The organism is Caldifarcimen microaerophilum, assembly GCF_055387105.1.
Genome location: NZ_AP038914.1, coordinates 661310 through 684395 on the forward strand (window position 1 = coordinate 661310; position 23086 = coordinate 684395).

Below are 23086 nucleotides of genomic sequence, written 5' to 3' on the forward strand. Positions count from 1 at the left end.
GGTGGTCAGCGAGACCCCCGATCCTGAATTTTGATCGGCGAAGCCGGAAGTTTTTCTCTTGCTTCCCGAAAGCGGTCATACAGCACGAAATACCCCAGGTCGTTGATCCGCGTTCCCTTGTCACCTCCCCAAAGATCAAGATCATCACGGGGCACTTGTTCTTGCTCCCGGGGGATCTTCGCCCCCCGGCCAGAGGCGGATGTCATAGCGCGCCACAGGGCAGGGAAGGCCGGAAAGTTCCTCCCGCCACCGGGCAAGTTCCTCTTCCACATCCCCAGGGGGCAGACCCGGCAGGTCCCCCACCGGGACATAGGGGGAAAGATACACCTGATCCTCCCGATCCAGGGGGAGGCGATGCAGGAGTTCCAGACTGGCATCCCGGTGTCTCTCCCGCACGGGTTCTCCTCCCACCCCCACCAGAAAAATGAGCCCCACCGCCACCCCGTGCTCCTTGAACGCCCGCACCACCCCCTCAACATCCCGGGATGTCTGGGGTTTGATCAGCGCCCTCAGAAGGGCGTCATCCCCGGATTCCACCCCGAGATACACCCGCCGCAGGCCAAACCGCCCGAGTTCCGAAAAGAACCGCGGACCCCGACGGAGGGAGGACGGAAGATCCACAAAACTGAACACCGCCCGGCGTTCCACCATCTCCGGAAAGACCCGCCGGACGGTTTCCAGCGCCCGGAACAGGGTGTCTTCCGGCAGGGCAAGGGCGCTTGCATCCGCAAGAAAGAGGCGATCCCGGAGGGTCAGGACCGGCTCCATCCACGCCCGCACGCTCCGCACGTGCTCCTCCCAGGCCCGGCCGGTGCGCACCCGATAGGGGGTGTCCCGATAAAAGGTGCAGAACCGGCACCGGTTCCAGGGACAGCCCCGGGTGAGCTGAAGCACCACCGTGAGATACTGGTCCGGGGGAAGGATGGGGAGCCGTCCATAAAGCGCCTGAAAACGGCGGCGATCCTCCCTCAGCACGACTTCACCGGCAACCTCCACGCCCTCCGCCACCTCCTGAAGCCGGCGCACCGCCTGACCATACAGGGACAGACTCTCTTCGGAAGAGAGGGACACAAAGTGGAGGGAACCGCTCCGGTGGTGCCGGAGCACAGCCTGTCCGTTCAGGTGAAACCACACCCCTCCCCGATCCTCACGGAAAGCATACACCAGCCGTCCCCGCGGATCCAGCATCCAGTGCTCCACGGGTGTGTCCTGAAGGAGAACCGCTGTCCCCCGGGGACCCGCCCGAACGATCACCTTCTCCGGAGCAGTCCTGTTCACGGTCTCGGTTCCTCACAGGTGCCAGAGCATGGTGCCCACGAGGCGGAGAAACCGGAGGGTGTCCACCCCCCGGTGGATGTGGGAGGAAGACGAAGAGACCACCGGAATGGGAAGAAACACCACCCGGGCACCCAGACGAAGGGCTTTGAACAGGATTTCGCTCTCTGTTTCATACCGCGAGGTCCAGAAGGGGAAAAGGCGGGCAAGAAGATCACACCGGAGGGCACGATAGCCGGATTGAGAGTCGGGGATGCGTTTTCCCGTGAGCACGGAGAGCACCAGGCTGGTGAGACGGTTGGAGATCTGGCGATCCCGGGGCATCCGGGCGAGGGCATGACGCCGGCTCCCCACCACCAGGTCCGCGACCCGCAGGGCATCGGCAAAGCGGGGAAGGAGTTCGGGGGGATGCTGGAGATCCGCATCCAGATGGATCACCCCGTCAAAGGCGTGATCCAGGGCGAACTGGAACGCGGTGGCCAGCGCCTGCCCCTTGCCCATGTTCCGCCCATGACGGATGACCTCTGCCCCCATCTTTCGGGCCACCTCCGCCGTGGCGTCGTCGGATCCGTCATCCACCACCAGCACCGGTCCGGTCCACACCGCACGGATGCGGGTGAGGAGAGCCGGGAGGGTGGACGCGGCCTGAAACGCCGGAATGGCCACCAGAAGGGAGGAGGGCTCCTTCAGGGGACGGGACGTCATGGGCAGTGAGGCGAGGAGGGAGAAAAAGAAAACGTCGGGGCGAGTGGATTCGAACCACCGACCTCCGCCACCCCAAGGCGGCGCGCTAACCAGGCTGCGCTACGCCCCGACGTGAACGACACTATTATACACCTCCACCCCAAAACCCTCAAGAAGTCTTTGAAGTTCTTCTCACGGAACACCCCCGGCAAAATGCCTGGAACCTTCCTGTTCCACGTTTCTTTGTCAAAAACAAAACACCTGTGCACCCAATTTTGCTCACCGGGCCCCAGGCATCTCACGAGATCGTCCTGCACCGCCTGAAGGAGTGCTTTCTCCATTCCTGTGATCAGTACCAGATATATTCGCTCATATCGGAAGAATCCATCGAAACCCCCAGCCCAGAACAGGAGAGAATCTTTGTATTTCTGCACGAGGTCCCGTAACAGTTGTTTTTGGGTTAGTCTGTCGACGAATTTCCTGTAATTTTGTGGTCGGGCCCTCGGATTTCCAGGATCTTTGATTTCTATGAAACACACCGTATTTTTCAGCAAGACAACAAAGTCCACAGCCTTAACACCGCAATGGGTAAGCCTCCTAACCCCAGGATCCGCATCGAGCTTCAAAGCCATAGCGGAAGAGGGAATAAGGATTTCAAGATCCCCTTCTTTAAGCGTCCTCATAAGGGCCTGCAGCCATCATGCGGTCAATCTGGCGCTCATACAAATCAGAAAACGTTTCTGCGATGGCGTTGGGGTGAATGTCTCTGTATTCCTCTGTGGAAACGCACCGAATTTGTTGTTCCTTGTCAAAATAGAACGCGTGAAACAGCACATGATCCTCGGATCTTTTCCGGAGGTCGAATTCTTTCAGGATGACATAATCATGCGTCGCAAGAAAAATCTGCACACCCATTCGTTGAAGTTCAAGGAGAATTTCAACGAGTGGCCCCATGAGCTTGGGGTTCAGATTGGCTTCAGGTTCATCCCAGAACAGGATTGATCCCTCAAGGAGCGTGCCATTCTGGATCAACAACCACAACAGCCCGAACTTGCGAATGCCCTCTGCAAGAAGTGAAAACTCCAGCTTCCCCCCCCGGTCGGTCAGGAAAAACTCCTCATCTTCAACGATCACTCGCCCCTGGATGATCTTTCGGATCTGCTCCAGGAGTTTCTCCCGACGTTCCTCTGGACGTCCCCGAATTGGAGGAAGATACGCCCGATCCAGGATGTCTACATATACCTCGGGGAAGTGGATTTCCCTCTGCGCGTAAAGGGAGCGGAACCCTGGTGCACTGGAAAGCATCTCTTTCACGGGGATATAGACGGCTTCCACGCGTGCCGCATACCAGGGGTCTTCCCCCTCGACCCTGGCTTTTTTAGACCTGGTTGCAAAAGAAGCCCGAAGGGAAATTCGGGTAGAAGCGAAGGCTCTCTGAATTTCAATCCTGCACCTTTGATGTCCTTGTCGTCTCCGAACGAGTCGTCCGAGAACTTTTTTGTGGGGAAGGAACACCCGGACAAGCTTCTCGTCAAAACGTATACCGGTTCGGGTAACGTCACATGCCGCGTACATCACTTTCAGCAAGTGGGTTTTCCCCGTACCGTTTGCGCCGATCAGAATGTTCACACCCCGACCAGGCTCCCAGTCCAGCCTAGAAAAGGCTGTGAAATTCTCCAGCCGTACCCGTGTGATCATCGTTTATCCCCCTCAGATCCACTCACCGAATCCCGGCGAGTTCCTGGAGCAACCGCCAGTTCTTGAGGCGGTCTTCCTGGGCACGGAGGAGGGCTTCCGAAGGGTTGCCGTCCTTGTCAAAGTGCTTGGCGAACCGCCCCTCCCCCCGGGCAAAGGTGACGAAGTCAATCACCTCACCGGTCCTGGGATTCTTGTACCAGTCTTCTTTGGGCGCGGGGTTGCCGGCAAGGGAGAGCCGGTCCTTGATGCGCTCGCCCTTGCGCGGATCATACACGAGCAGAGGAAACGCCCGGGAATACACGGCCATCCGCGCCCGCAGGAAGGATTCGTTGTCCGCAATGCCGTGCTCGGGCTGGCAGGGGGCATACACGTTCACCACCGCCGGACCGGGATAGTCGTTGGCGTCCATGATCGCCTTGTAGAAGTGGTTCACGTGATAGGCGGTGGTCTGTGCCACGAACACGTCCGGATGCATCATCAGGATCTGGGCGATCTCTTTGCGGCGCTCCACTTTCCCGGCCTGAGCGCTTCCAAAAGCGGACATCTTGGCTTCCTGCCCCATGAAACTCGCGGTGGACGCCTGCCCACCTGTGTTGGAATACACCTGGGTGTCCAGAATGAGCACCTTGATGTCCATCCCCGTGGTGAGCATCCGGGACAGGGACTGGAAGCCGATGTCGTACATGGCACCGTCCCCACCCAGCACCCAGAGCCGGACCCGGTCTTTCCCTTCTTTGTTCAGCGCCATCCGGACACCCACGGCGACGGTGGCGGCGTTCTCAAAGAGGGAGTTCATCCAGGGCACGGTGAAGGGGTTGAAGGGATAGGTGGAGCCATACACCGTGTTGCACCCGGTGGCCGCCACGATGGCGATGTTTTCCTTGCCATACTGAAAGGCCGTGGCCGCCAGCATCATCCGGATGGGTGTGGCTTCCCCGCATCCCGCGCAGGACCCGGCGCCTCCAACATAGAGGAGGGTGTCCTCCGCCAGCATCAGGTCCCCCACCGCCCGCTCGTTGATGTACTCCCGGGGGGTGGTGGGGAGCTTCTTGTAGAAGTCAAAGGTCTTCCGATACCGGGGTACCGTCTCTTCGGTCTTGCGGATCATCCGGAGGGCGTTGTAGCCCTGTTCCTCGCACACCGTCACGCACTCGGCACATCCCTTGCACTTGGTGGGATCGATGAAGATCCCGAACATCGCCCCTTCCAGGCCCTGCTTCTGGGGAAGCTCATAGAATTTCTTGGTCTTCGCGAAATGCAGTCGATAGATGGGGCGTTCGCCTTCGGGAATTTCCTGAAGGTGCTTTTCCAGCACGCTTTCAGGGACGGCTTTCCCCAGAATGGCGGTGTCGGGACACTCCGTGACGCACTTCATGCACCCCACGCACTTGTCAGGGATGAACTCCGGGATTTCGGGGGCGATGTAGCTGAAATCCCGGAGATACCCTGAACCGGGGGCGTTCCAGGACAGGGCCGTGGAGAGATCGGCGGGGAGCTCGTCGGGTCCCCAGCCTTCGTTGTAGGCTTCCACAATGTCCCGGAACTTCTCAATGTATTCTTCCGGCTTGAGAATGGAAACTTTCGGGCTCATGGCTCACCTCCTACGCGTGACTCCCCACCATCAGATCGGAGGGGATGGTCTGAACCTCACGGTAGCCCCGGCGGACCGCCGTGAGGTTGGCCTGAACCACCGCTTCACCACGCTTGCCAAAGTATTTCCGGAGCACGTTTTCCACGGCCTTCCACACCTCTTCCTCCGGAAGTTCCCGCTCCCGGATGAAGGGGGCCACTTTCAGGAACACGCCCAGGAGGACAATCCCCTGCATCCGCTGTTCCAGATCCGGCGTGGGGGCCACATCCCGGGCAATGGCCAGCGTGTCCAGATAATAGACACTGAGCTCCTTCTCCACAATCTCATCCCGCACCTTCCAGGGCAGGGCTTTCCAGAGTTCCTCGGCAGACGCGTGTTCACTCTGGATAAAGAGGTTTCCGCCCGGCACCAGCCCGGCAAGGGGCCGGGTATAGAAGAACGCGTCAAAGTCGTTCACCACCACGAATTCCACCGTTTTGAGCTCGCTGTGGATCCGGATGGGCTCCGTCGCCACGGTGAGGTAATAGGTGGTGGGCAGGCCCTTCTTCTCCGCACCGTATTTGGGAAACGCCTGCACATACAGGTCCAGAAGATCCGCCACCACCGAGGCGATCACCTTGTTGGTGGTCACCGAACCGAATCCGCCCACCGAATGGCCCCGCATGGAGAAGGAACCGGCCGGACGGAGATCAGGATCTTCCCGGCGTTCCAGGGCGAGTTCGTGGGCAATGCCCAGAACGAAATACCGGCGGGGTTCGCCCTGAACCATGTGCTCCACGGTGGCGATGAAGTCGCCCCCCCGCACATCCCGTCCGCCAAGCCCCGCAGAGGCGCTGTGGATCACGGGGATCCGATCCACGGTCGGATAGGTCTCATGAGGCAGGACCGCGCCGGTGAGGGCATCGGCAAAGGCGGCTTTGATCTCCCGGGTGAGGTGGTTGGACTGGGCCGGGGGATCGTCCATCCGCTCCACCACCGTGAGGGCCTTCACGTGCTTCAACGCCTCCACGATCTCCGGACCGGGGAAGGGCCGGAAGGTGCGCACGTTGAGCACCCCCACCCGCCAGCCCTTCTCCTCCCGCATCCAGTCCACGGCCGCCTGGGCGGTCTCCACCATGGTGCCCATGGTCACGATGGCGTATTCCGCATCGTCCAGCCGGTAGGCCTCCAGGAGGTCATAGGGTCGTCCGGTGAGTTCGCTGTAAAAGCGCATGTTCTCCCGGAGAATGCCCTTGAGGGGGTGATAGAAGGCTCGCTGGGCGATTTTGCCCTTCATGTAAGAATCCTGGTTCTGGACGGTTCCGATCTGGAGGGCATATTTCGGATCCAGGAGGTTCATCAGGCGTTCCCGGGGATCGCCCACAAACTCCTTCATGAGTTCGGGCTCAGGGAAAAGGACGTTTTCCAGGGTGTGGGTGGTGAGGAAGCCGTCCTGAACCACCATGAAGGGGGTGAGGGCGTCTTCGGCGGTTCGCCGGGCAATGAGGGCGAGATCAGCCGCTTCCTGAACGTTTTTGGCAAACACGATGCCCCAGCCCGTATCCGCAACACCCATCACATCATCGTGTCCGGCATGGACGTTGAGGGCCTGGGAGGTGAGAGCCCGGGCCCCGATGTGGAACACCACGGGCAGGCGTTTCCCGGAAATCACATACAGGACCTCTTTCATCAGGATGAGGCCCTGGCCGGAGGTGAAGTTCACCACCCGTCCGCCTGCGGCCGCGAAGCCTTCGGCAGCCGACGCGGAGCTGTGCTCGGACTCCGGTTCAAAGAACTGGAGGGGCGTGCCCCACAGGTTCTTCATCCCTTTGGCCACCGCCGCCTGATAGCCTACCCCCATGGGGGTGGAAGACGTGATGGGATACGCCACGGCGGCTTCGGTGATGTGGGTCTCCACCCACACCACCGCCCCGGCTCCGTCCGATGTGGTCCAAATTCCCTGATAACGAGGCTTCATCGCAAACCTCCCGCGTTCGTGCGCTCGAAAAGAACCGATTACAACAAGTATACGACGGAAAAGAGAATTCTTCAACTTTCGCCCTGACCCCACGACAAGAAAAACCGGGCGGGTTTCCCCGCCCGGCTCTGGGTTGGCCTTCCAGAACAGATCAGTATCCGGGCACGCGGATGTGGGCCGTCCGGCACTGGCCGCCCGAGCACACCTCCATGGAAAGATACACGTTCATGCCAAAGGGAGGAACGGGCTGCACCTGCATCTGGATCTGGTTGAACCCTCCGCTCACCGAATAGCCCATCCCCTGGAACAGGCGCTGGAGGGCCCCCGCGCTGTCGGCAAGGACCACCGTGCCGCCGGTCTGCTGGGCGATGGTCTGCATTTCCTGGCTGTAGTAACTCAGGGCCACAAAGAACACGCGATGGCCGGTCCGGAGGGCCACCTGGATCACGCTGTCCATGGTGATGGCCTGGTTCGTGATGGTTCCTGACGCGTAATCCTTCCGGGGGCAGTTCTGGGAATCGTTGTCCCCGCCGTCGGTGAAGCTCACCAGCACGGGAGCCCGGCCCGACCAGGATTGACTGGCGGCATAATCCATGTTGAGCACCAGGGAACACCAGAGGGGGGTGAGATCGTTGGCCGTGAGAGAATCCAGGGCCGCAAAGAGGGCGGCGGTGTCGGCAGGGGAGGTGTAGTCCTGGAGAATTTCGAAATAATAGTCGTCAATGCTGTCACCGTTGGCATCCCCGAAGGTTCGGGAAAAGCCAAAGATCCCCACGAGATCGGACGTCCGCCCGGCCTGATTCAGGATCCGGATGAAGTCCTTCCCCGCCGGAATGCGGAGATTGTTGGGGTCCGTGCCTGCGAGGCTTCCGCTGTTGTCAAAATTGAGGGAAATCCCCATGTCTCCCGAGGCCGAAAGCTGCTGAAACTGGTTGCCCAGGATGTTCACCTGATAGGTGGTGTCCGTCACCCCCGCAAGGGCTGCACCGGAATGAACCGGAACCCGGACCTCCGCCAGACGGGACTCCCCCCCGATGGTCTTGTTCTTGAGAAGGGAATACGACACGGAATCCACGGACACTGTGATGCTCGCTGACGCGAGATCAAACGCCTCGTTCTGATCGGACACGCCCACCACGCTCACCTCAAACTGCCCGTTCGTGTCAATGGGTGTGACGCCCAGGACATAGAGATCCTGGAGCACGGGCCCTTCGCCCCCACCCTCGGTGGTCTTCTTGCTGCAGGCCAGGGTGAGGCTCAGGGCCAGCACCGCGACCCCCGTCACCCATGACGTTTTGCGGAGATCCATATTTCCCCTCCTGGTTCTGGGCACCCCTCCCGCGGGGTACAGGGTAACCATACACCCTGTGAAGCGAACGGTCGAATATCATGACCGCATTGTCTCGATCAAAATCTACACAAAGAACATGGTTGCCTCACGAAAAGATCTACATGAAATTCTCCATGCCCTTCTCTCCCTTCTCTCATCGCATGCACGATCCCAAAATGAACCACCTCAACCTCCCCCCTTCACCACATCCTCAAGATGCACCACCTCCACGTCCACCTGTGTGTGGAGGTACGCATCGAGGAAAGGTTTGTGGGAAGCCCCCACGATCACGAGCACCCGTCCCCCGGGCTCCTGGGCCATGACCGCTCGAATATTCGCCGCCATCCGGAGGTTCCGTACTTCCCACATGGCCACCCGGGCCCGATCCAGACCGGAGGGCAAGCGGGTACGGAACAGAACCTCCCATTGCTCCAGCATCCGTCTCAGAGCCGCGGGGCGGTTGAGCTCTACGTAGAAGGGTACGACGTCCCCTTTCTGAACCCACCCGTGAAAACGCTCCGTCTGAGCGCGTGCTTCATGTTCCATACGTGCCACAAACTCCCGGAACACCTCATTCTCCTCAAGTTCTTCCATCAAAAGAGGGATCTGTTCTGGATCCGGAAGATCCTCGGCCATGCCATCCACAGGATCCATCCGCTGGTGTCCCAGTCGCCGGGCCAGTTCGATCCCGATCACCCGAATTTCGTTCCGGGAACGAAGATCTTCTTCCAGATCTCTCCGGACGTTTGCAGGGATCCGTGACGTGTGACGCCTCACATCCTCCGGAAGGTAGGACCATTGAAGAAGGGCGGTATGCCACGCATACGCAGCCACCCCCATCGCAACCGCCTCGATCCGATCCTCCGGAGGACTCTGTGGATGGAGACGTTGCACAAGTCGTTCGCTCTTTTCAAAGGCTTCTTCCCATGAAACGTTCAGGTGAGCCTGAAGAGATCGACCATGGCGCCCCATCTTGCCCATGGCCTCCGGCCCCTTACGTTCCACAAGCTGGGCCACAACAGAGGGGGGCAGGACCTCCACGCCGATCCTGTCCGGGGCAAATCGCTCCAGCACCTTCAGAAGGGATTCAAATGACTGGAGGGGGAAAGAACCCACTTGACTCTGGATCACATCGCGAGATCCTGCAAGATGAAGGGTGCCCAGCACCAGCACCCGCGTCCGAACGTGCTCTCCTGAAGGGACAAAAGGAGCGCAGACAGCTTGTTCGTTCACGGCGTATCCCCAAGCAGCACCATATACAGATCCCCCACATTGGTGCAGGTGGGACCGGTGCGAAGAAGACCTCCCACCCGGGAAAGATACGTGTACGTGTCAAAGTTCTCAAGATACGGTACGGGATCCAGAAACCTCGTCCACCGGGGGCTCATCACGCCTCCCGCGGCATCCGTGGGGCCGTCCGTTCCGTCCGTGCTTCCCCCCAGAACCACCACCGGATTCTCAGCCGAAAGCCGGGATGCCGTGTGTACCGCAAAATGGGTGTTGCGCCCTCCTTTGCCGGCCCCCCGAACCCGCACCCGCACCTCCCCTCCCGCAAGCAGAACAAGGGGAGGAGGAAGGGGATGGCCCGAAACGAGGGTTTCCTTCACCACTTCCACCATCATCTCGGACAGCCCCTCGAGCGGAAGGTCCACAAAGGTCGTGAGGAGAAGCCCCCGGTATCCCAGACGTTCGGCTTCCTGCAGAGCCTGAAGAAGGGCATCCCGGTTCCGCCCGATCGCGGCATACGCGCTTCGTTCAAGGAGAGGATCTCCCGGTTTCAGGGTTTCGTGACAGGCAACCAGTGCCTCGCGCACCCGGGGAGGGACCTCCTTGAGGATCCCCCCGCGGCGCAGGGCCTCCAGGGCATCCCCACAGGTGGAAGGGTCCGACACCGTGGGACCGGATCCGATGACGGATGGATCGTCCCCCACCACGTCGCTCACCGCCAGGGTGATCACCCGGGCCCGGGTGTGCCGGAGGAGTCCCCCGCCTTTGATCCGGGAGAGGTGTTTGCGGACCGCGTTGATCTCGTGGATGGAAAGACCCGCCCGGAGCATCCACCGCGTGGTTTCCTGAAGGTCCCTCAGGGTGAGGGGTGGGTGAAGGGCCTCCATCAGGGCGGAGGCACCTCCCGAGAGCAAAACCAGGAGCGTCCCCTCTTCCGGCACGCTTTCTGCAAACTCGAGGGCAGCCTGGCCGGCCTGGAGGCTGCGTTCGTCCGGCACCGGATGGGCTGCTTCCAGTTGAGGGCAGAGGAGATCCGGCAGACGGTGCCCTTCTTTGGTGATCACAAGGGCGCGATGGATGCCCTCCCCCATCAGCCGAAACACCACCGCCATCATACAGGAGGCGGCCTTTCCCACCGCAAGCACATGAACCGGGGGCACGAGGGGATGGCCCGCCACCCACCACCGATCGCCTCTCCGTTCAAACCACCGGGGAAGCAGGGTTTCCGGGCGAACGGCGTTCAGGGCTGCACGGTAGATCCGGAGGGCATGGTGAATCCGCCGGGCCTCGGACACCGCACTCATCCGGATCGGTCCAGACGGACCTGCATTTCCTCCACAAACAGGGGAACCAGTCGGGGATCAAAGTGGGTGCCCGCGTCCTCCTGCAGAATTTTGAGGGCCTTTTCCGGGGGAAGCCCCTTCCGGTAGGGGCGGTCCGTGGTGAGGGCGTCAAAGGTGTCCGCAATGGCAATCACCCGGGCCTGGAGGGGAATGCTCTCGCCGGAAAGCCGGAAGGGATATCCCCGACCATCCCACCGCTCGTGATGATGAAGAACCCCGGGAAGCACGTCAGCCAGATCCCGCACGTGCTTCAGGATTTCCACACCTTTTTCCGGATGGGTTTTCATGATCCGGTATTCTTCCTCTGTGAGCCGGCCTTCTTTGAGAAGGATCCGGTCGGGAATGGAGATCTTGCCGATGTCGTGGAGGAGGGCGGCGAGCACAAAGGTGGCTCGTTCCGCCGGAGCAAGATCCATGCGGCGCACCAACCACTCCACATACTGGGCCACCCGCTCCGAATGCCCGGCGGTGTAGGGATCCCGGGCGTCCACCGCCGCCACCAGGGCCCGGATGCTTTCGTGGAACAGGCGCCGCTGGCGTTCATACAGGCGGGCGTTCTGCAGGGCAATGGCGGCGAATTCCGCAAGGGTGGAAAGAACGTTCAAATCCTGTTCTCCAAACCCTCCGGGTTTGTTCAGGACCTCAGCCACGCCCAGGATCTTCCCCCGGTGCGCCAGGGGCACGGCGATCAGGTTGTCCGTGTGAAATCCGGTTTTTGCCTCAAGGTCCCGGAAAAACAGGGGGTGACGTTCCGGATGGTTGACGATGAGGGGTTTGCCGGTGCGGGCCACCTCACCGGCGATGCTTCCTTCCATGGGCACGCGGATGCTCTGGAGGATCCGGGAGTCCGCACCGCCGCTTGTGGTGTAGAACACCAGGTCCCCCGTGGTTTCATCCACAAGAAACACCGATCCGGCCGTTCCCCCCGTCAGGGCCTTGGCCTCCTCAATGATGCGGAGAAGGACCTCCTGCACCTCCAGGGTGTCGTTGAGGACCTTGGCGGTCTCCACCAGTGCGGCCAGCAGTTCCCGTTCCGTCATCGGAGCATCCTCCGCCCCCGGTCCTCATAAGAAAACACGAACGCCACCAGCCGGCCGGGATCAATCCGGAACCGTCCGTTCTCCCGCGGCCAGCGGGAGGGGAGAAAATCCCCCACCCGGGCACTGCCCTGCGTGGGATCCGAGGCTTCCAGCATGCGCAGGACCTCCCGGAAACGATCCTGCCACCGGGCCATGTTCTCCGGTGTCAGGTCCACCCATTCGGCATCCCGGAATCGCCGAAAGGCCTCCGGTGTCAGGGCATCCACCCCCCGCTCCCAATCTTTGAGATCCCGGAGACCTGCGGACTTCCGGGACACATAGAGCAGGCGTTTTCCGTCGGGCAGGAGGGCCGCAAGACCGATGGAGAGGAGAAGACGACGTGCCGGTGCCTCTTCCCGGAGGACCCGTTCCATCGCCTCGCTCATGGCCACCGGGGAAACCTGGAGAGCCTGCTCCATATCGCCGTAAGCCCGGGAGAGGAAATATGCTTCAAAAAGAAGTTTGGACAGACGGGGCGGTCCCAGGATCTCAAAGGCGATGCTGGGCACATCCACATTCGCCTCTTTGCTCGCTTCCGCAGCCCACCGGTCCACTTCCTCCACCAGCATCCCGCCCCGGTAGGTGGGTCCCATGATGGAGGCGTTGAGGGAGGCAATCACGTCCTTCCCCGTGTTCCGTCCCAGGATTTCGTGCACCACCACCTCGGCGATCTCCTCAGGCGTGACCACCTCCATCTGCCCCAGGTTGGTGATGGCTTTGGTCTCTTCCACTGAAAAAACGCCGTTTTCGCCCGTGTCCACATACACACTCACGAATCGATCCTTCACCACCCTCCCCCGGTCCTCCGCGAGGGGCCGGAAAGGCCGACCTTCCGGGAGGGGAACGGGTTCCTCGGCGTCATACAGGGGGAAGGGCGTTCCCCCCCGACCGATGGGTCCCACGCCCAGCGATTTCCATGCAATGAGCGCGGCGGGTTTGACCTCTTTGATCACGGGACCCTCCCGGGGTTCCCAGCGGATGGACCGATCGGACAGGGCTTCCAGGAAGGACATCCGGGGAGAGCGGGAGGCGAGAAGAAGGAGGAGGGTGTGGGCCCCGGCCAGGGCACTCTTGGAAAGGAGCATCCGGGATGGGCGCTCTTCTCCATGGGTGTAAGGGATGTTGAGGCCCATGCCCCCCGTGCCCGTGGTTCCCACCTTGACATACACCCGGGCATCGGCCGCAATCAGGGCTTCCCACAGAATCTGGACATGACGGACCAGCTGGGGGATGGAAAGGCTCATGAGGAGGCGGAGGACATCCTGCTCAAACGTCTCGTCCTTCGCCTGCCCTTGCTGGATTTTTCCGAACACGGTGGAGGCCGTGTGATAAATGTTCTGATAGGCCACGGCGGTGGCGGTGTTGATGGTGTCCACCACCACAGCCGGGCGGTGTTCCACGAGCAGGCGATAAAGAAAGGCCCGTTCCACGCTCTCCCGGGAGAGCTCACCCAGCACGTCCTCAATGATCACCTTCTGGAGATCCACATCCTCGAGAAACCGGCGTCGGGGAAGGCCCTGGTGTTCGACCCGGGCAAAGATATCCCCCCACTTCCCCACAAGCTCCACCCCCCACAGGTCCGCATCGCCTCGAAGGCGTTCCAGGGCCTGTTCCACCTCCTCCCGGGTGAGCCCCACCACCACCACCTGCGCCGGGCGCTCCCGGAACATCCGGAGGGCCACCGCCTGTCCCACCTGGCCCGTCCCGCCCAGGATCATCACGCGCTGATCGTGGAGAATCATCCGTATGCTCCCCGTTAGAGAAAGGTTCCGTTCTCCATCACCAGCGTGCCGTCCGCATAAAGCCGGCCACCCTGACGCAGGTCAAACACCATATCCCAGTGGAGGGCGGAGGTGTTGGTTCCACCGGCCTGCGGAAAGGCATGGCCAAGGGCCAGGTGAACCGTTCCACCGATTTTCTCGTCAAAGAGGGTGTTCCCCGTGTATTCCTGGATGTTTTCGTTGGTTCCGATGGCAAATTCCCCGAGATACGAAGCCCCTTCGTCCATCTCCAGCATGGCCCGGAGGAAGGCTTCGTTCTCCTGTGCGTGGGCTTCCACGACTTTGCCTTCCCGGAACACCAGCCGCACACCCCGGACTTCCCTCCCCCCGAACATGGAGGGCATGTTGAAGGTGACGACGCCTTCGGTCTCCGTTTCCACAGGGCTTGTAAAAATCTCCCCGCCGGGGAAATTCAGCCGACCGTCGTCGTTGATCCAGGTCCGTCCCTCCACCCGGATGCGGAGATCCGTCCCGTCTCCTTCCAGACGGAGTTCCCGAACCCCCTCGAGCCGGCGGATCAGCTCCTCATTGGCTTCCCGCTTGCTCCTCCAGTAGGCCAGGGGATTGGGATCGTTGAGGTGCAGGGCGTGGAACACGAATTCGGTGAAGTCCCGCAGGGACATCCGGGCTTCCTGGGCCTGGGTAACGGTGGGAAACAGGGTGATGCACGCCTTCACCTCGCCGGAGTCGATCTTTCGCATCCAGGCTTCCTGAAGTTCCCGGCGGGCGCCATACACCAGCTGCATCTTCCGGGGATCTCTCCGGGTTTCCCCCCGGAGGTTTCCCGGCGTCCAGATGTTGAGCACCGCCCGCACATGGTCCAGTTCGGCCCGTTCCAGGGGGGAGACAAACCGGAGCTGCTCTTCAGAGGCCTTTTCGTAAAACACGTCCATCAGGGATTCAGACCCCCCGATCCGCACGTAGGGATGGGCCCCGACCTCCAGGGCCTTCTCAAACACCGCCACCACGAGGGGCTCCGCAGCCACGCCCGCTGCAATCTTCAGGAGGTCTCCCTTTTCAAGCCGGAGACTGTGATGGACCAGAACCTCGGCCCACCGCGAATATCGTGGATCCCACATCGTGATCCTCCTGTCCAGCGCCTGCTTCCAGCCGCCACCGGTTCTGAAACTGCGCGTGGAACACCTCCCATGTCCCTTCCCGCAGGTGGTGACGGATGGTTCGCATCAGGTCCATATAAAACCAGAGGTTGTGCAGCGTCAGAAGCCGGGGGGCCGAAGGCTCCTCAGCCTTCAACAGGTGTCGCAGATACGCCCGGCTGTAGCGCATGCACACCGGACACCGGCATTCCGGATCCAGGGGCTTTTCATCCGTCGCATACCGGGCGTTTTTCAGGTTGAGACGTCCGCTCCGGACAAACAGCGTCCCCTTCCGGGCATTGCGGGTGGGCAGCACACAGTCAAACAGGTCCACACCGCGGTCCACTGCATCCACGATGTCCTCGGGATACCCCACGCCCATGAGATACCGGGGACGATCTTCCGGAAGGGCCTGGAGGGTGGCCTCCACCGCCCGGTTCCGCTCCAGGGACGGTTCCCCAAAAGCAAGACCCCCGATGGCATAGCCGTCAAAGTCCAGCCCGGCCAGTTCCCGGGCGTGGGCTTCCCGCAGGTGGGGATACACGCTCCCCTGAACGATCCCGAAAAGAAGCCCCCGGTATCCCTGTCGCCGGTGGTGTTCCAGGGAGCGGACAGCCCAGCGGGTGGTCCGCTCCATATGGCGGCGGGCTTCCGTTTCCGTGACGGGATAGGGGGAGGGTTCGTCCAGCACCATTCGGAGATCCACCCGCATGGCCTCCATGGCATCCATCACCTTCTCCGGCGAGAGAAACACCTCCTGGCCGTCATAGGGCGAGCGGAAGGTCACCCCCTCTTCTGAAACGGCCCGGAGGGTGTCCATCCGGTAGACCTGAAATCCCCCCGAATCCATGGCCACCACACCCCGGTAGCCTCCCATGAACGTCCGCACCCCTCCCAGGTCGGCCACCACGTCCACCCCCGGACGCAGCCACAGGTGGAACAGGTTGGTGATCAGGATATCCACCCCGAGATGGGCGAGATCCTCCAGATCCAGACCCTTCACCGCGGCCCGGGTGGCCACCGGCATGAAGGCCGGCGTCTCCACCGTTCGCCCGTCGGGCATCCCAAGGCGTCCCAGACGGGCCTGGCCCCGGCGTGCAAGAACCCGGAACCTCACGGTGTGTCGTCCTGTGCGCTGGGGTTGTATTCCACCCGATACCGCTCCTTGAGTTTCTCCACCAGTTCCCGTTCTTTCTTCCGGATCTTCTGGGCTTTGAGCCGGCCTTCAAGAAAACTCCGCACCTCCTCAAAGGGACGCGTCCGCTGGGGTTCAATTCGTTCCAGCGTAAAGATCACCCAGGTGGCCCCCACTTTCACCATCCGGGCTTCCCCCGGACGGGCCGTGAAGGCGGCCCGGGCCAGGTCCGAAGGTTTGGTGGACTTGTGGATTCGGTCTTCCACCACCTGAAGACCCAGACTGTCCAGGGGTTTTCCACTGCGCACGGCTTCAAAAAGGATGCGGGCTCGGGCCGAGTCGTCCACCACCACCTTCCGGATCACCGCCACCGCCGGAATCACAAACTGATCCTTGGAACGTTCATACGCTTCCCGGAGTTCCTCTTCGCTCACCGTGACCCGGCTGCGGACCTTCTCGTTGAGGTACACATGGGTGAGGATCTTGCGCTTTTGCTGTTCCAGAATCTCCTGAACGTCCGAGCGGGCAAGAAAGCCCTCATCCAGGGCGGCGCGAAAGAGAAGTTCCTGCGCCACAAGCTTCTCCAGGAGGGCCTTCCGCGCCCTTTTGTCCCGATAACGCATCCGTTCAAAGGGCGGGAGGCTTTCGATCACATGGTCCAGGTCCACCTCGGTGATGGGGGTGCGCTCCACCCGGGCAAGCCACCCCTCATAGGTTTTTCGGAACACCCGTTCCGCCCCCTCCAGGGCGTCCCGGGCGTAGGGGCTGTGGGGAAATCGAACGGCCAGGTCCTGATAGGCTTTGGCAGCTTCAGGATAGTCCTCCAGACGTTCCCGGGTCAGAGCATAGAGATACAGCCAACGGGCCTCAAGGGATTCGGGGATGCGGGGATGGCGGGTCTCCATGAGATCTTTTGCCTGGAGGAGCCGGGCCAGGGCGAGCTGGGGCTGCTCCCGGTGGAGGAGTTCCACCTCCGCAAGGTCCAGCAGGGCCTCCACCCGGTCCAGGGTGAGGAGTTTTCGCTGGGTGAGCACATCTTCCAGAACCTGGCGGGCGGCATCCACCCTGCCATTCCGCAGGAGTGTCTTCACATCCGCCTGCATGGGATAGGCAAGCAACACGAACATGAGCAGCATCGTTCATCCTCCTTCTTCGTTATGCGTCCTTTACCCGGTGTCGGCCTTTCGTTTTTCCTTTCTTTCTGAGATTCGTGTCCATCACCCGCCTCCCAGGATCCAGACCAGCGCCCCGGCGAGGGGAACCCACAGGTTGTCCCGATCCACCCCGTGTTCCACCAGGGTGGCCACCAGGACGGTTGCCCCCACCCGCACAGACGAGGCGCCGGGGAGGAGGGAGAGGAGCAAAAGACCTGTGGCGGCGAAGGCCAGGCTCCCCTCCAGCGATTTGCGGTGGAGCCGGATCCGTCCGTGTCTGCCGGCCCACCAGGCGGCCGTATCGGCAAACACCAGGAGGAGAAACCCCGCGACGGCCGCGTCGGGGGGAAAGAGGGTCACAAGCAGGGCGGAGGCGAGGAGGTGCCAGAAGGCGTCCGTGAGGGCACCTTCCCGCTCCCGTTCCTTCAGCATGACCCCCAGGATCCGGTTGAACATCCTTCGCCCCACGGGGGTTCGGCGAAGGCCCTCCACCCCGATGGCCACCGCGAAAGCAAACCACACAAGACGCTGAAAACCCCCATAGCCCCACAGGGGCAGGGCAAGGAGCATCAGGCCGGAGCCCAGGTGGATGGCTTTCCGGGAGAGCATTCCCCCTTCCCTCAGCGATAACATCCACATGCCCTGGACGTCCGGTGCAGAGAGGACCCGCCCCATCACGGTTTTGCCCTTCTGCTCACCGGGCATAACTCACACTCCAGCGAAAGGAGGACCCCAGTTCCAGGTGAAAGCGATAGGCCCCCGAAATCCGGAGACGTCCCCGGGAGAAACGGATCCCCACACCGGGATTCCACCGATCGGCCCCCACCAGCACCTCCAGGGGGAGGGAAGAAAAGGCCCTCCATGTCATCAGAAATGCGAGATCCACGCCATAGGGACCCGCCTGGAACGTGGATCCCTCGGTCTGCCCGTCCAGGAAGAGACGGGCAAAAACAGAAGCGGCAAGCCGTGGGGAGAAGGACCGGAGCACACCGGCGGCCAGGGTGGGCCGGGCGTATTCCACCGCATCCGGGAAGCGGACCACCAGAGGCACCCCGTTCTCCACCCCCGCAACAAAACGCCAGGACTCACGGGCAATCCGGGCCCATCCATCCAGTCCCACCCCATACGCCCGGACATGAGGGGAAAGGAGGGCCAGCCCCCGAACGGCAAGCCCCCACATGCCCCGGAACCACGCCACCTCTGTGATCACATCGTGCACAGCAAACACGCCGTCCACATAGGGCTGGTTGTCCGGAGAAGGAGGAGAGGAAGGATCCGGCAGGCGGGTTTCGGGAAGATCCGGAATCCGGTGCAGGGCGAACCGAACGAATCCATCTCCCCCGTCCCCGTGGAATCCGGCTCCTGCCCAGAAGGACGTGAAAGCTCCCCCAAAACTGTTCCCCTGACCTGCGCCCACCGGGCGGCCGGGGAAAAACCCCCGCAAGTCCGCCTGAAGCCACGCCGCAGGTCCTCCCACCAGTTCATCTGGAGCAAGGGGGACCAAAAACACCGCCTGCAGGGCCGAGGTACCGGTGAGTGCGGCGAGGAGAAAGGGGATCATTCACGCACCAGGGGAGACTTCCTCTTCTTAAGCTCTTTGAGCGCCTTGTCCACCTCTTTCTTGCCGATCTCTTCCCGGGCACGCCGGACGAGGCTATCAAAGAGATTCCGGAAAACGGTGAGAATGGCGTCGTGGGGGAGGGAGCGCAGGTGATGGACCACCAGGCGCTTGTCTTCGCTCTTGAAGGTTCCGGGAAAGCCGCTTTCCTCGATGGCCCGTTCCACCGTGTGGGCCAGGCTCCGGTAGGAATACTTTTTGATGTAGGGCATGGTAATCTGTTTGATGAAGGTGTTGAGATCTTCCATGTATTGCTGGATCTCATACACCGGGAAGACCTTCTCCCGGCTCTTCCAGGGGAGGGTCTTCCGTTTGCCCTTTTCCAGGGCGTAAAGCTGAGCAAACGCCTGGTCCGTGAGCACTTCAAAGGGCGATTCATGGGCAGCCCAGGTCTCCAGATCATAGGCGCCCAGGTATTGCCCTTCAAAGAACAGCACGGCCGCTTCCCGATCGGGGAGAATCACCTTCAGAGCCCCCGAAAAGTTCCGCTGGACGAGAAAATCCAGAAACGTCCCCGGCTGGATCCGTTTCACCTGGAAGGTGTCCCCTTCCCGGGTTTCTTCATAGAGAGGAAGCACCGCCCAGACCATGCGCGGGGGCATCTGAGCAAAAGAAAGAAGGTGCTCCACCTCCTGGCACACCTGGTTGAAGTAGGCAATGGCCCGACCCTCGGTGAGAACCTGCTCCAGAGGGGTTTTCCACCGGGCGAACAGGATGTTGCCTTTATAGAGCACAAGGGATCCCTTCCCTTCACTTCCTTCGGCCTGGAGAATGCCGGACCACTGATCTTTCACCGCGGTGAGGGCAAGACGCTCGGGCGGGAACTCCAGGGAACTGGCATTCTGAAAGGCGAACTGAACGGTTTCCCCCACGCCTTCAAAAGGTGAGGTTGGCGTCTGGGGAAGCTGTCCCTCCTCCATCTTTCGGGAGAGGTCCAGCAGGAGCTCATGGGCCGGCTTCTGGATCGTCCGGCGCACCGTTTCCGAAGCCGCCTCCACTTCAAACTGCCCTTGCCGCTGGGCGAGGAGGAGGGCCAGGGCATGCTCGCCTTCTTTTCCGAGGAACTGTGCATTCACGATGGCCCCGCCCCGGATGAACACCGCCCCCTCTCCCCGGGGGGTTTTCACATGAAGATCGGCCGAAATGCCAAGCACGGAAAGGCTCTGAAGCACATTGAGGAGGGAGATCTCCTCCAGTCTGCCCTGCATCAGCATCGTGCAACCTCCCCGGTTTCCATGGGCCCGGAGGGACTCGAACCCCCAACCCGCGGATTATGAGTCCGCCGCTCTGCCATTGAGCTACGGGCCCTGAAACACATCATGACTTTTCTTCGTATGTTTCGAGTTTGAGTTCGTACACTTCTCCCTCGTCATTGATGGTTTTGAGATACACGGGCAGGGCGATGTCATCCACCACGCAGCTTTCGTATTTCACCTCACCGTTTTCCTTCATAACGTATTTCCGCCCTTCCCTGCCCTGAAAGGAACAGGATTCCACAAGGTATTCCACCGTCTGGTCTTCTCCCTTCATCACGTGTTTGGACCCTTCCTCGCCCCCCGCTGTGAAGGCCGTCATCAGGGCGGTCATCATCCCCTGGGCGAACAGGGTTACGGAAAGGGGGGCCATCCAGGGGTTGAAAAACATCTGCGTCAGCAGGGTTTTCTGAAGATCGTCTCCCGAACCCACCTTGACGGTGGAGGACCCTTCGTACTCTCCGAATTTCCCTTCCAGTTTCACCACAAATTTCTTGCCCTCCTTCCCCAGGTCAATCACATAGTGCCCTTCGGTTTTCTTTCCGTTTTCCACCTCGAGCAGGCTGTATTCAAACCGTTCGTTCCCCTTGAAGGCATAGGGTTTCCAGGTTTTCTCGGCCCGGGCCAGGCCCGGAACCATCATCACGGCAAGAAGCAGGGTCCAACGCATACGCCACCTCCTGTTTCCTAGCCGTTCGGTTGCATTGTACAAAACCGGGGCCGATCCTTCAAGACTCGCCCCCGAACAAAAACCGGCGCGCCAGAGGCGCGCCGGCAACACCCATCCTTCCATCCAAAAATCAGGGCGTGTACTTCACAAGTTCAAGCGTATAGTGGGTGCCTTCATCCCTGTCCACCATCCGGAGTCCCACCGGGAGGGCGACGTCCTTCACCACGCAGGATTCATACACCACCTCGCCTGCCTCCCTGGCCACATACTTACGCCCTTCCTTGCCCTGAAAGGAACAGGTCTCCACCACAAATTCCACCGTTTCACCCTCCTTGTTCTTCTGAACCGATCGGGAACCCGGCTCGGCGCCCATGGCGGCAAAAGGCATGAAGGTGAAGGTCTGGGCAAACAGGGTGATGGTGAGGGGAGCAAGCCAGGGGTTGAACAGCATCTGGGCAAACAGCTGACCCTGGATTTCTTCGGCCGACTTCACCCGGATGGTGGACTGTCCCTCCATGTCCCCGAACTTCCCGTTGAGTTTGATGGCGTATTTTTCTCCATCCCGGGAAAGGTCGATGACATAACTCCCCTCCGTCGTTTCCCCATCTTCCTTCTGCATCACCTTGTATTCGAAGTGCTCGGTGCCCTTGAACTGGTAGGGCTGCCAGTAGGGCTCGTTGCCCCCCGCCCCCAGAACACCCACCGCCAGCAACATCAGGAGTGCACGCATGGTCCCCCTCCTTGGTTTGAAATGGGTTCTTCCCGTAGGATACGTCCGGGACACCGGTCTGTCAAATTCGGCACATATACGCGTCGAAATCCGTACAATATACCCATGCGCTCTGAAAACGCGCCACCGGGTGATCCCATCGTGGCCCTGGCCACGCCGCCGGGGGTGGGGGCCCTTGCCGTCCTCCGGTTCTCGGGCGAGGGGGTGTTTGAGCGCCTCTCCCCCCTGTTTCCAGGTGATCCCCCTCTCCCCAGCTGGGAACCCCGAACGCTGTATCTCCGGAGCCTTGTCCGGGAGGGAGAGGTGCTGGATCAGGTGATGGCGGTGCGGTTTGTGGCGCCCCACAGCTACACGGGGGAAGATATGGTGGAGGTGTTTTCCCACGGAGGCTGGATCATTCCCCGCCGGATCCTGCAGGCGGCCCTGCGGATCGGATTCCGGGAAGCCCGGCCGGGGGAATTCACCTTCCGGGCAGTTCTCCACGGAAAAATGGATCTTCTCCAGGCGCAGGCGGTGCACGAACTTGTGGTCTCGGGGAGTGAAGAGGGGGCCCGGCTGGCCCTCCGCCGCCTTTCGGGAGAGGATTCCCGGGAATATCAGGCCATCCGGGAAACGCTGCTGAGACTCCTGATGGAAATGGAGGCGCAGATTGATTTTCCCGAAGACGTCCCGCCCATCGATGGGACGGTGATGCTCGAGCGGCTTGAGGACGCGCTGGGCGCGATTCAGGAAGCCCTGGAGGAAGGGGAACGGGGGCGGCGCTGGGTGGAAAGCCATCAGGTGATCCTGGTGGGTCCCCCCAATGCCGGAAAGTCCACGCTGTTCAACGCCATGCTCGGAGAAGAGCGGGCCATCGTGACGGAGCTTCCGGGGACCACGCGGGATGTGCTGCGGGAACGGATCATCTTTGAAGGGATTCCCCTCACGTTTCTTGACACCGCGGGGCTTCGCGCCACACCGGACCCGGTGGAAGCCGAGGGGATCCGGCGGGTCCAGGAGCACCTTGACGAAGCCGATCTCGTGCTGTTTGTGGCATCTCCTGACACGCCGTTCCAGGAAGCGTGGGAGGTGTTTCACGCCTGGGGCTATGGGGGCCCCGTGGTGTGGATCTGGAACAAAACGGACCGATACGCACCACCAGATGTCTCACCGGCGGGGTTGCCGGTGGTGAAGACCTCAGCGCAGAAAAGGCAGGGGCTGGATGATCTTGCCCGGGTGCTCCGGGATCTTCTGGGGGATCGCCCACCGAAGCGGATGCTGTCCGAACGGGATTTCTTCCGGATGGAGGCGGCCCGAGCCCGTCTGGAAGAGGCGCGGGGGCGTCTCCTGCGAGGTGAGCCGCTGGAGGTGGTGGCCCTGGTGGTTCGGGAGGCGGTGGGGGAGCTGGAGGAACTCCTGGGGATTGAGGACCTCACCGAGGCCGTGCTGGATGAGATTTTCTCGCATTTCTGTATCGGGAAGTGA

At 61.3% G+C, this 23086-nt stretch carries 20 protein-coding genes and 2 tRNA genes; 1 reads left to right on the plus strand and 21 read right to left on the minus strand.

The window, feature by feature from the left end; genetic code table 11:
• Positions 1 to 5 precede the first annotated feature (5 nt).
• From AC6HU3_RS03130 to AC6HU3_RS03230, 21 genes are all read right to left on the minus strand, one after another.
• On the minus strand, positions 6 to 155 hold the full coding sequence (locus tag AC6HU3_RS03130; protein WP_497474581.1) for a hypothetical protein: 150 nt from the start codon (positions 153 to 155) through the stop codon (positions 6 to 8).
• The gene (locus AC6HU3_RS03135; RefSeq protein ID WP_497474582.1) at positions 145 to 1278 is read right to left on the minus strand and encodes a radical SAM protein; all 1134 of its coding nucleotides are present in this window, start codon (positions 1276 to 1278) and stop codon (positions 145 to 147) included. The genes AC6HU3_RS03130 and AC6HU3_RS03135 overlap by 11 nt, the downstream gene beginning before the upstream one ends.
• 12 nt (positions 1279 to 1290) lie before the next feature.
• On the minus strand, positions 1291 to 1980 hold the full coding sequence (locus AC6HU3_RS03140) for a glycosyltransferase family 2 protein (RefSeq protein WP_497474584.1): 690 nt from the start codon (positions 1978 to 1980) through the stop codon (positions 1291 to 1293).
• 34 nt (positions 1981 to 2014) lie between these two features.
• Positions 2015 to 2089: transfer RNA gene (locus AC6HU3_RS03145), tRNA-Pro, on the minus strand.
• Between the two features lie 539 nt (positions 2090 to 2628).
• Complete coding sequence (locus tag AC6HU3_RS03150; protein WP_497474586.1) at positions 2629 to 3657, minus strand: AAA family ATPase; 1029 nt, start codon at positions 3655 to 3657, stop codon at positions 2629 to 2631.
• A 22-nt stretch (positions 3658 to 3679) separates the two neighbouring features.
• Positions 3680 to 5248, minus strand: a complete 1569-nt coding sequence (locus AC6HU3_RS03155) for a thiamine pyrophosphate-dependent enzyme (RefSeq protein ID WP_497474588.1) — start codon at positions 5246 to 5248, stop codon at positions 3680 to 3682.
• A gap of 10 nt (positions 5249 to 5258) precedes the next feature.
• Entirely contained in the window at positions 5259 to 7205 is a 1947-nt protein-coding gene (locus AC6HU3_RS03160; RefSeq protein WP_497474590.1) for a 2-oxoacid:acceptor oxidoreductase family protein, read from the minus strand.
• Positions 7206 to 7356: 151 nt separating this feature from the next.
• Complete coding sequence (locus AC6HU3_RS03165; protein ID WP_497474592.1) at positions 7357 to 8514, minus strand: vWA domain-containing protein; 1158 nt, start codon at positions 8512 to 8514, stop codon at positions 7357 to 7359.
• Positions 8515 to 8721: 207 nt separating this feature from the next.
• Positions 8722 to 9768: a DUF5694 domain-containing protein gene (locus AC6HU3_RS03170; RefSeq protein ID WP_497474594.1), complete on the minus strand. Its 1047-nt coding sequence runs from the start codon at positions 9766 to 9768 to the stop codon at positions 8722 to 8724.
• The gene (locus tag AC6HU3_RS03175) at positions 9765 to 11066 is read right to left on the minus strand and encodes a glycerate kinase type-2 family protein (RefSeq protein ID WP_497474596.1); all 1302 of its coding nucleotides are present in this window, start codon (positions 11064 to 11066) and stop codon (positions 9765 to 9767) included. The genes AC6HU3_RS03170 and AC6HU3_RS03175 overlap by 4 nt, the downstream gene beginning before the upstream one ends.
• Positions 11063 to 12145, minus strand: coding sequence for an HD domain-containing phosphohydrolase (locus AC6HU3_RS03180; RefSeq protein ID WP_497474597.1), 1083 nt, complete (start codon positions 12143 to 12145; stop codon positions 11063 to 11065). Before AC6HU3_RS03180 ends, AC6HU3_RS03175 begins: the two co-directional genes overlap by 4 nt.
• Positions 12142 to 13926 (minus strand): short-chain dehydrogenase, encoded by a 1785-nt coding sequence (locus tag AC6HU3_RS03185; RefSeq protein ID WP_497474599.1) that lies wholly within the window; start codon positions 13924 to 13926, stop codon positions 12142 to 12144. Before AC6HU3_RS03185 ends, AC6HU3_RS03180 begins: the two co-directional genes overlap by 4 nt.
• Before the next feature lie 14 nt (positions 13927 to 13940).
• On the minus strand, positions 13941 to 15044 hold the full coding sequence (locus AC6HU3_RS03190) for an aminopeptidase (protein ID WP_497474601.1): 1104 nt from the start codon (positions 15042 to 15044) through the stop codon (positions 13941 to 13943).
• Positions 14983 to 16179, minus strand: coding sequence for a tRNA guanosine(34) transglycosylase Tgt (gene tgt / locus AC6HU3_RS03195; RefSeq protein ID WP_497474603.1), 1197 nt, complete (start codon positions 16177 to 16179; stop codon positions 14983 to 14985). The genes AC6HU3_RS03190 and tgt overlap by 62 nt, the downstream gene beginning before the upstream one ends.
• Positions 16176 to 17333 carry a peptidyl-prolyl cis-trans isomerase gene (locus AC6HU3_RS03200; RefSeq protein WP_497474605.1) on the minus strand — a complete coding sequence of 386 codons (1158 nt, stop codon included), beginning with the start codon at positions 17331 to 17333 and terminating at the stop codon, positions 16176 to 16178. Before AC6HU3_RS03200 ends, tgt begins: the two co-directional genes overlap by 4 nt.
• A gap of 81 nt (positions 17334 to 17414) precedes the next feature.
• A complete protein-coding gene (locus tag AC6HU3_RS03205; RefSeq protein WP_497474607.1) occupies positions 17415 to 18056 on the minus strand; it encodes a diacylglycerol/polyprenol kinase family protein in 642 nt (213 codons plus the stop codon).
• Positions 18046 to 18912, minus strand: a complete 867-nt coding sequence (locus AC6HU3_RS03210; protein WP_497474608.1) for a hypothetical protein — start codon at positions 18910 to 18912, stop codon at positions 18046 to 18048. The genes AC6HU3_RS03205 and AC6HU3_RS03210 overlap by 11 nt, the downstream gene beginning before the upstream one ends.
• Positions 18909 to 20183 carry a DUF4388 domain-containing protein gene (locus tag AC6HU3_RS03215; RefSeq protein WP_497474610.1) on the minus strand — a complete coding sequence of 425 codons (1275 nt, stop codon included), beginning with the start codon at positions 20181 to 20183 and terminating at the stop codon, positions 18909 to 18911. The genes AC6HU3_RS03210 and AC6HU3_RS03215 overlap by 4 nt, the downstream gene beginning before the upstream one ends.
• Positions 20184 to 20205: 22 nt before the next feature.
• Positions 20206 to 20277 (minus strand) — tRNA-Met (locus AC6HU3_RS03220).
• A 9-nt stretch (positions 20278 to 20286) separates the two neighbouring features.
• On the minus strand, positions 20287 to 20892 hold the full coding sequence (locus tag AC6HU3_RS03225; RefSeq protein WP_497474611.1) for a hypothetical protein: 606 nt from the start codon (positions 20890 to 20892) through the stop codon (positions 20287 to 20289).
• Positions 20893 to 21022: 130 nt separating this feature from the next.
• Positions 21023 to 21622 (minus strand): hypothetical protein, encoded by a 600-nt coding sequence (locus tag AC6HU3_RS03230; RefSeq protein ID WP_497474613.1) that lies wholly within the window; start codon positions 21620 to 21622, stop codon positions 21023 to 21025.
• Between the two features lie 105 nt (positions 21623 to 21727).
• Here AC6HU3_RS03230 and mnmE point away from each other — a divergent pair, with 105 nt between their 5' ends.
• The gene (mnmE, locus tag AC6HU3_RS03235) at positions 21728 to 23086 is read left to right on the plus strand and encodes a tRNA uridine-5-carboxymethylaminomethyl(34) synthesis GTPase MnmE (protein WP_497474615.1); all 1359 of its coding nucleotides are present in this window, start codon (positions 21728 to 21730) and stop codon (positions 23084 to 23086) included.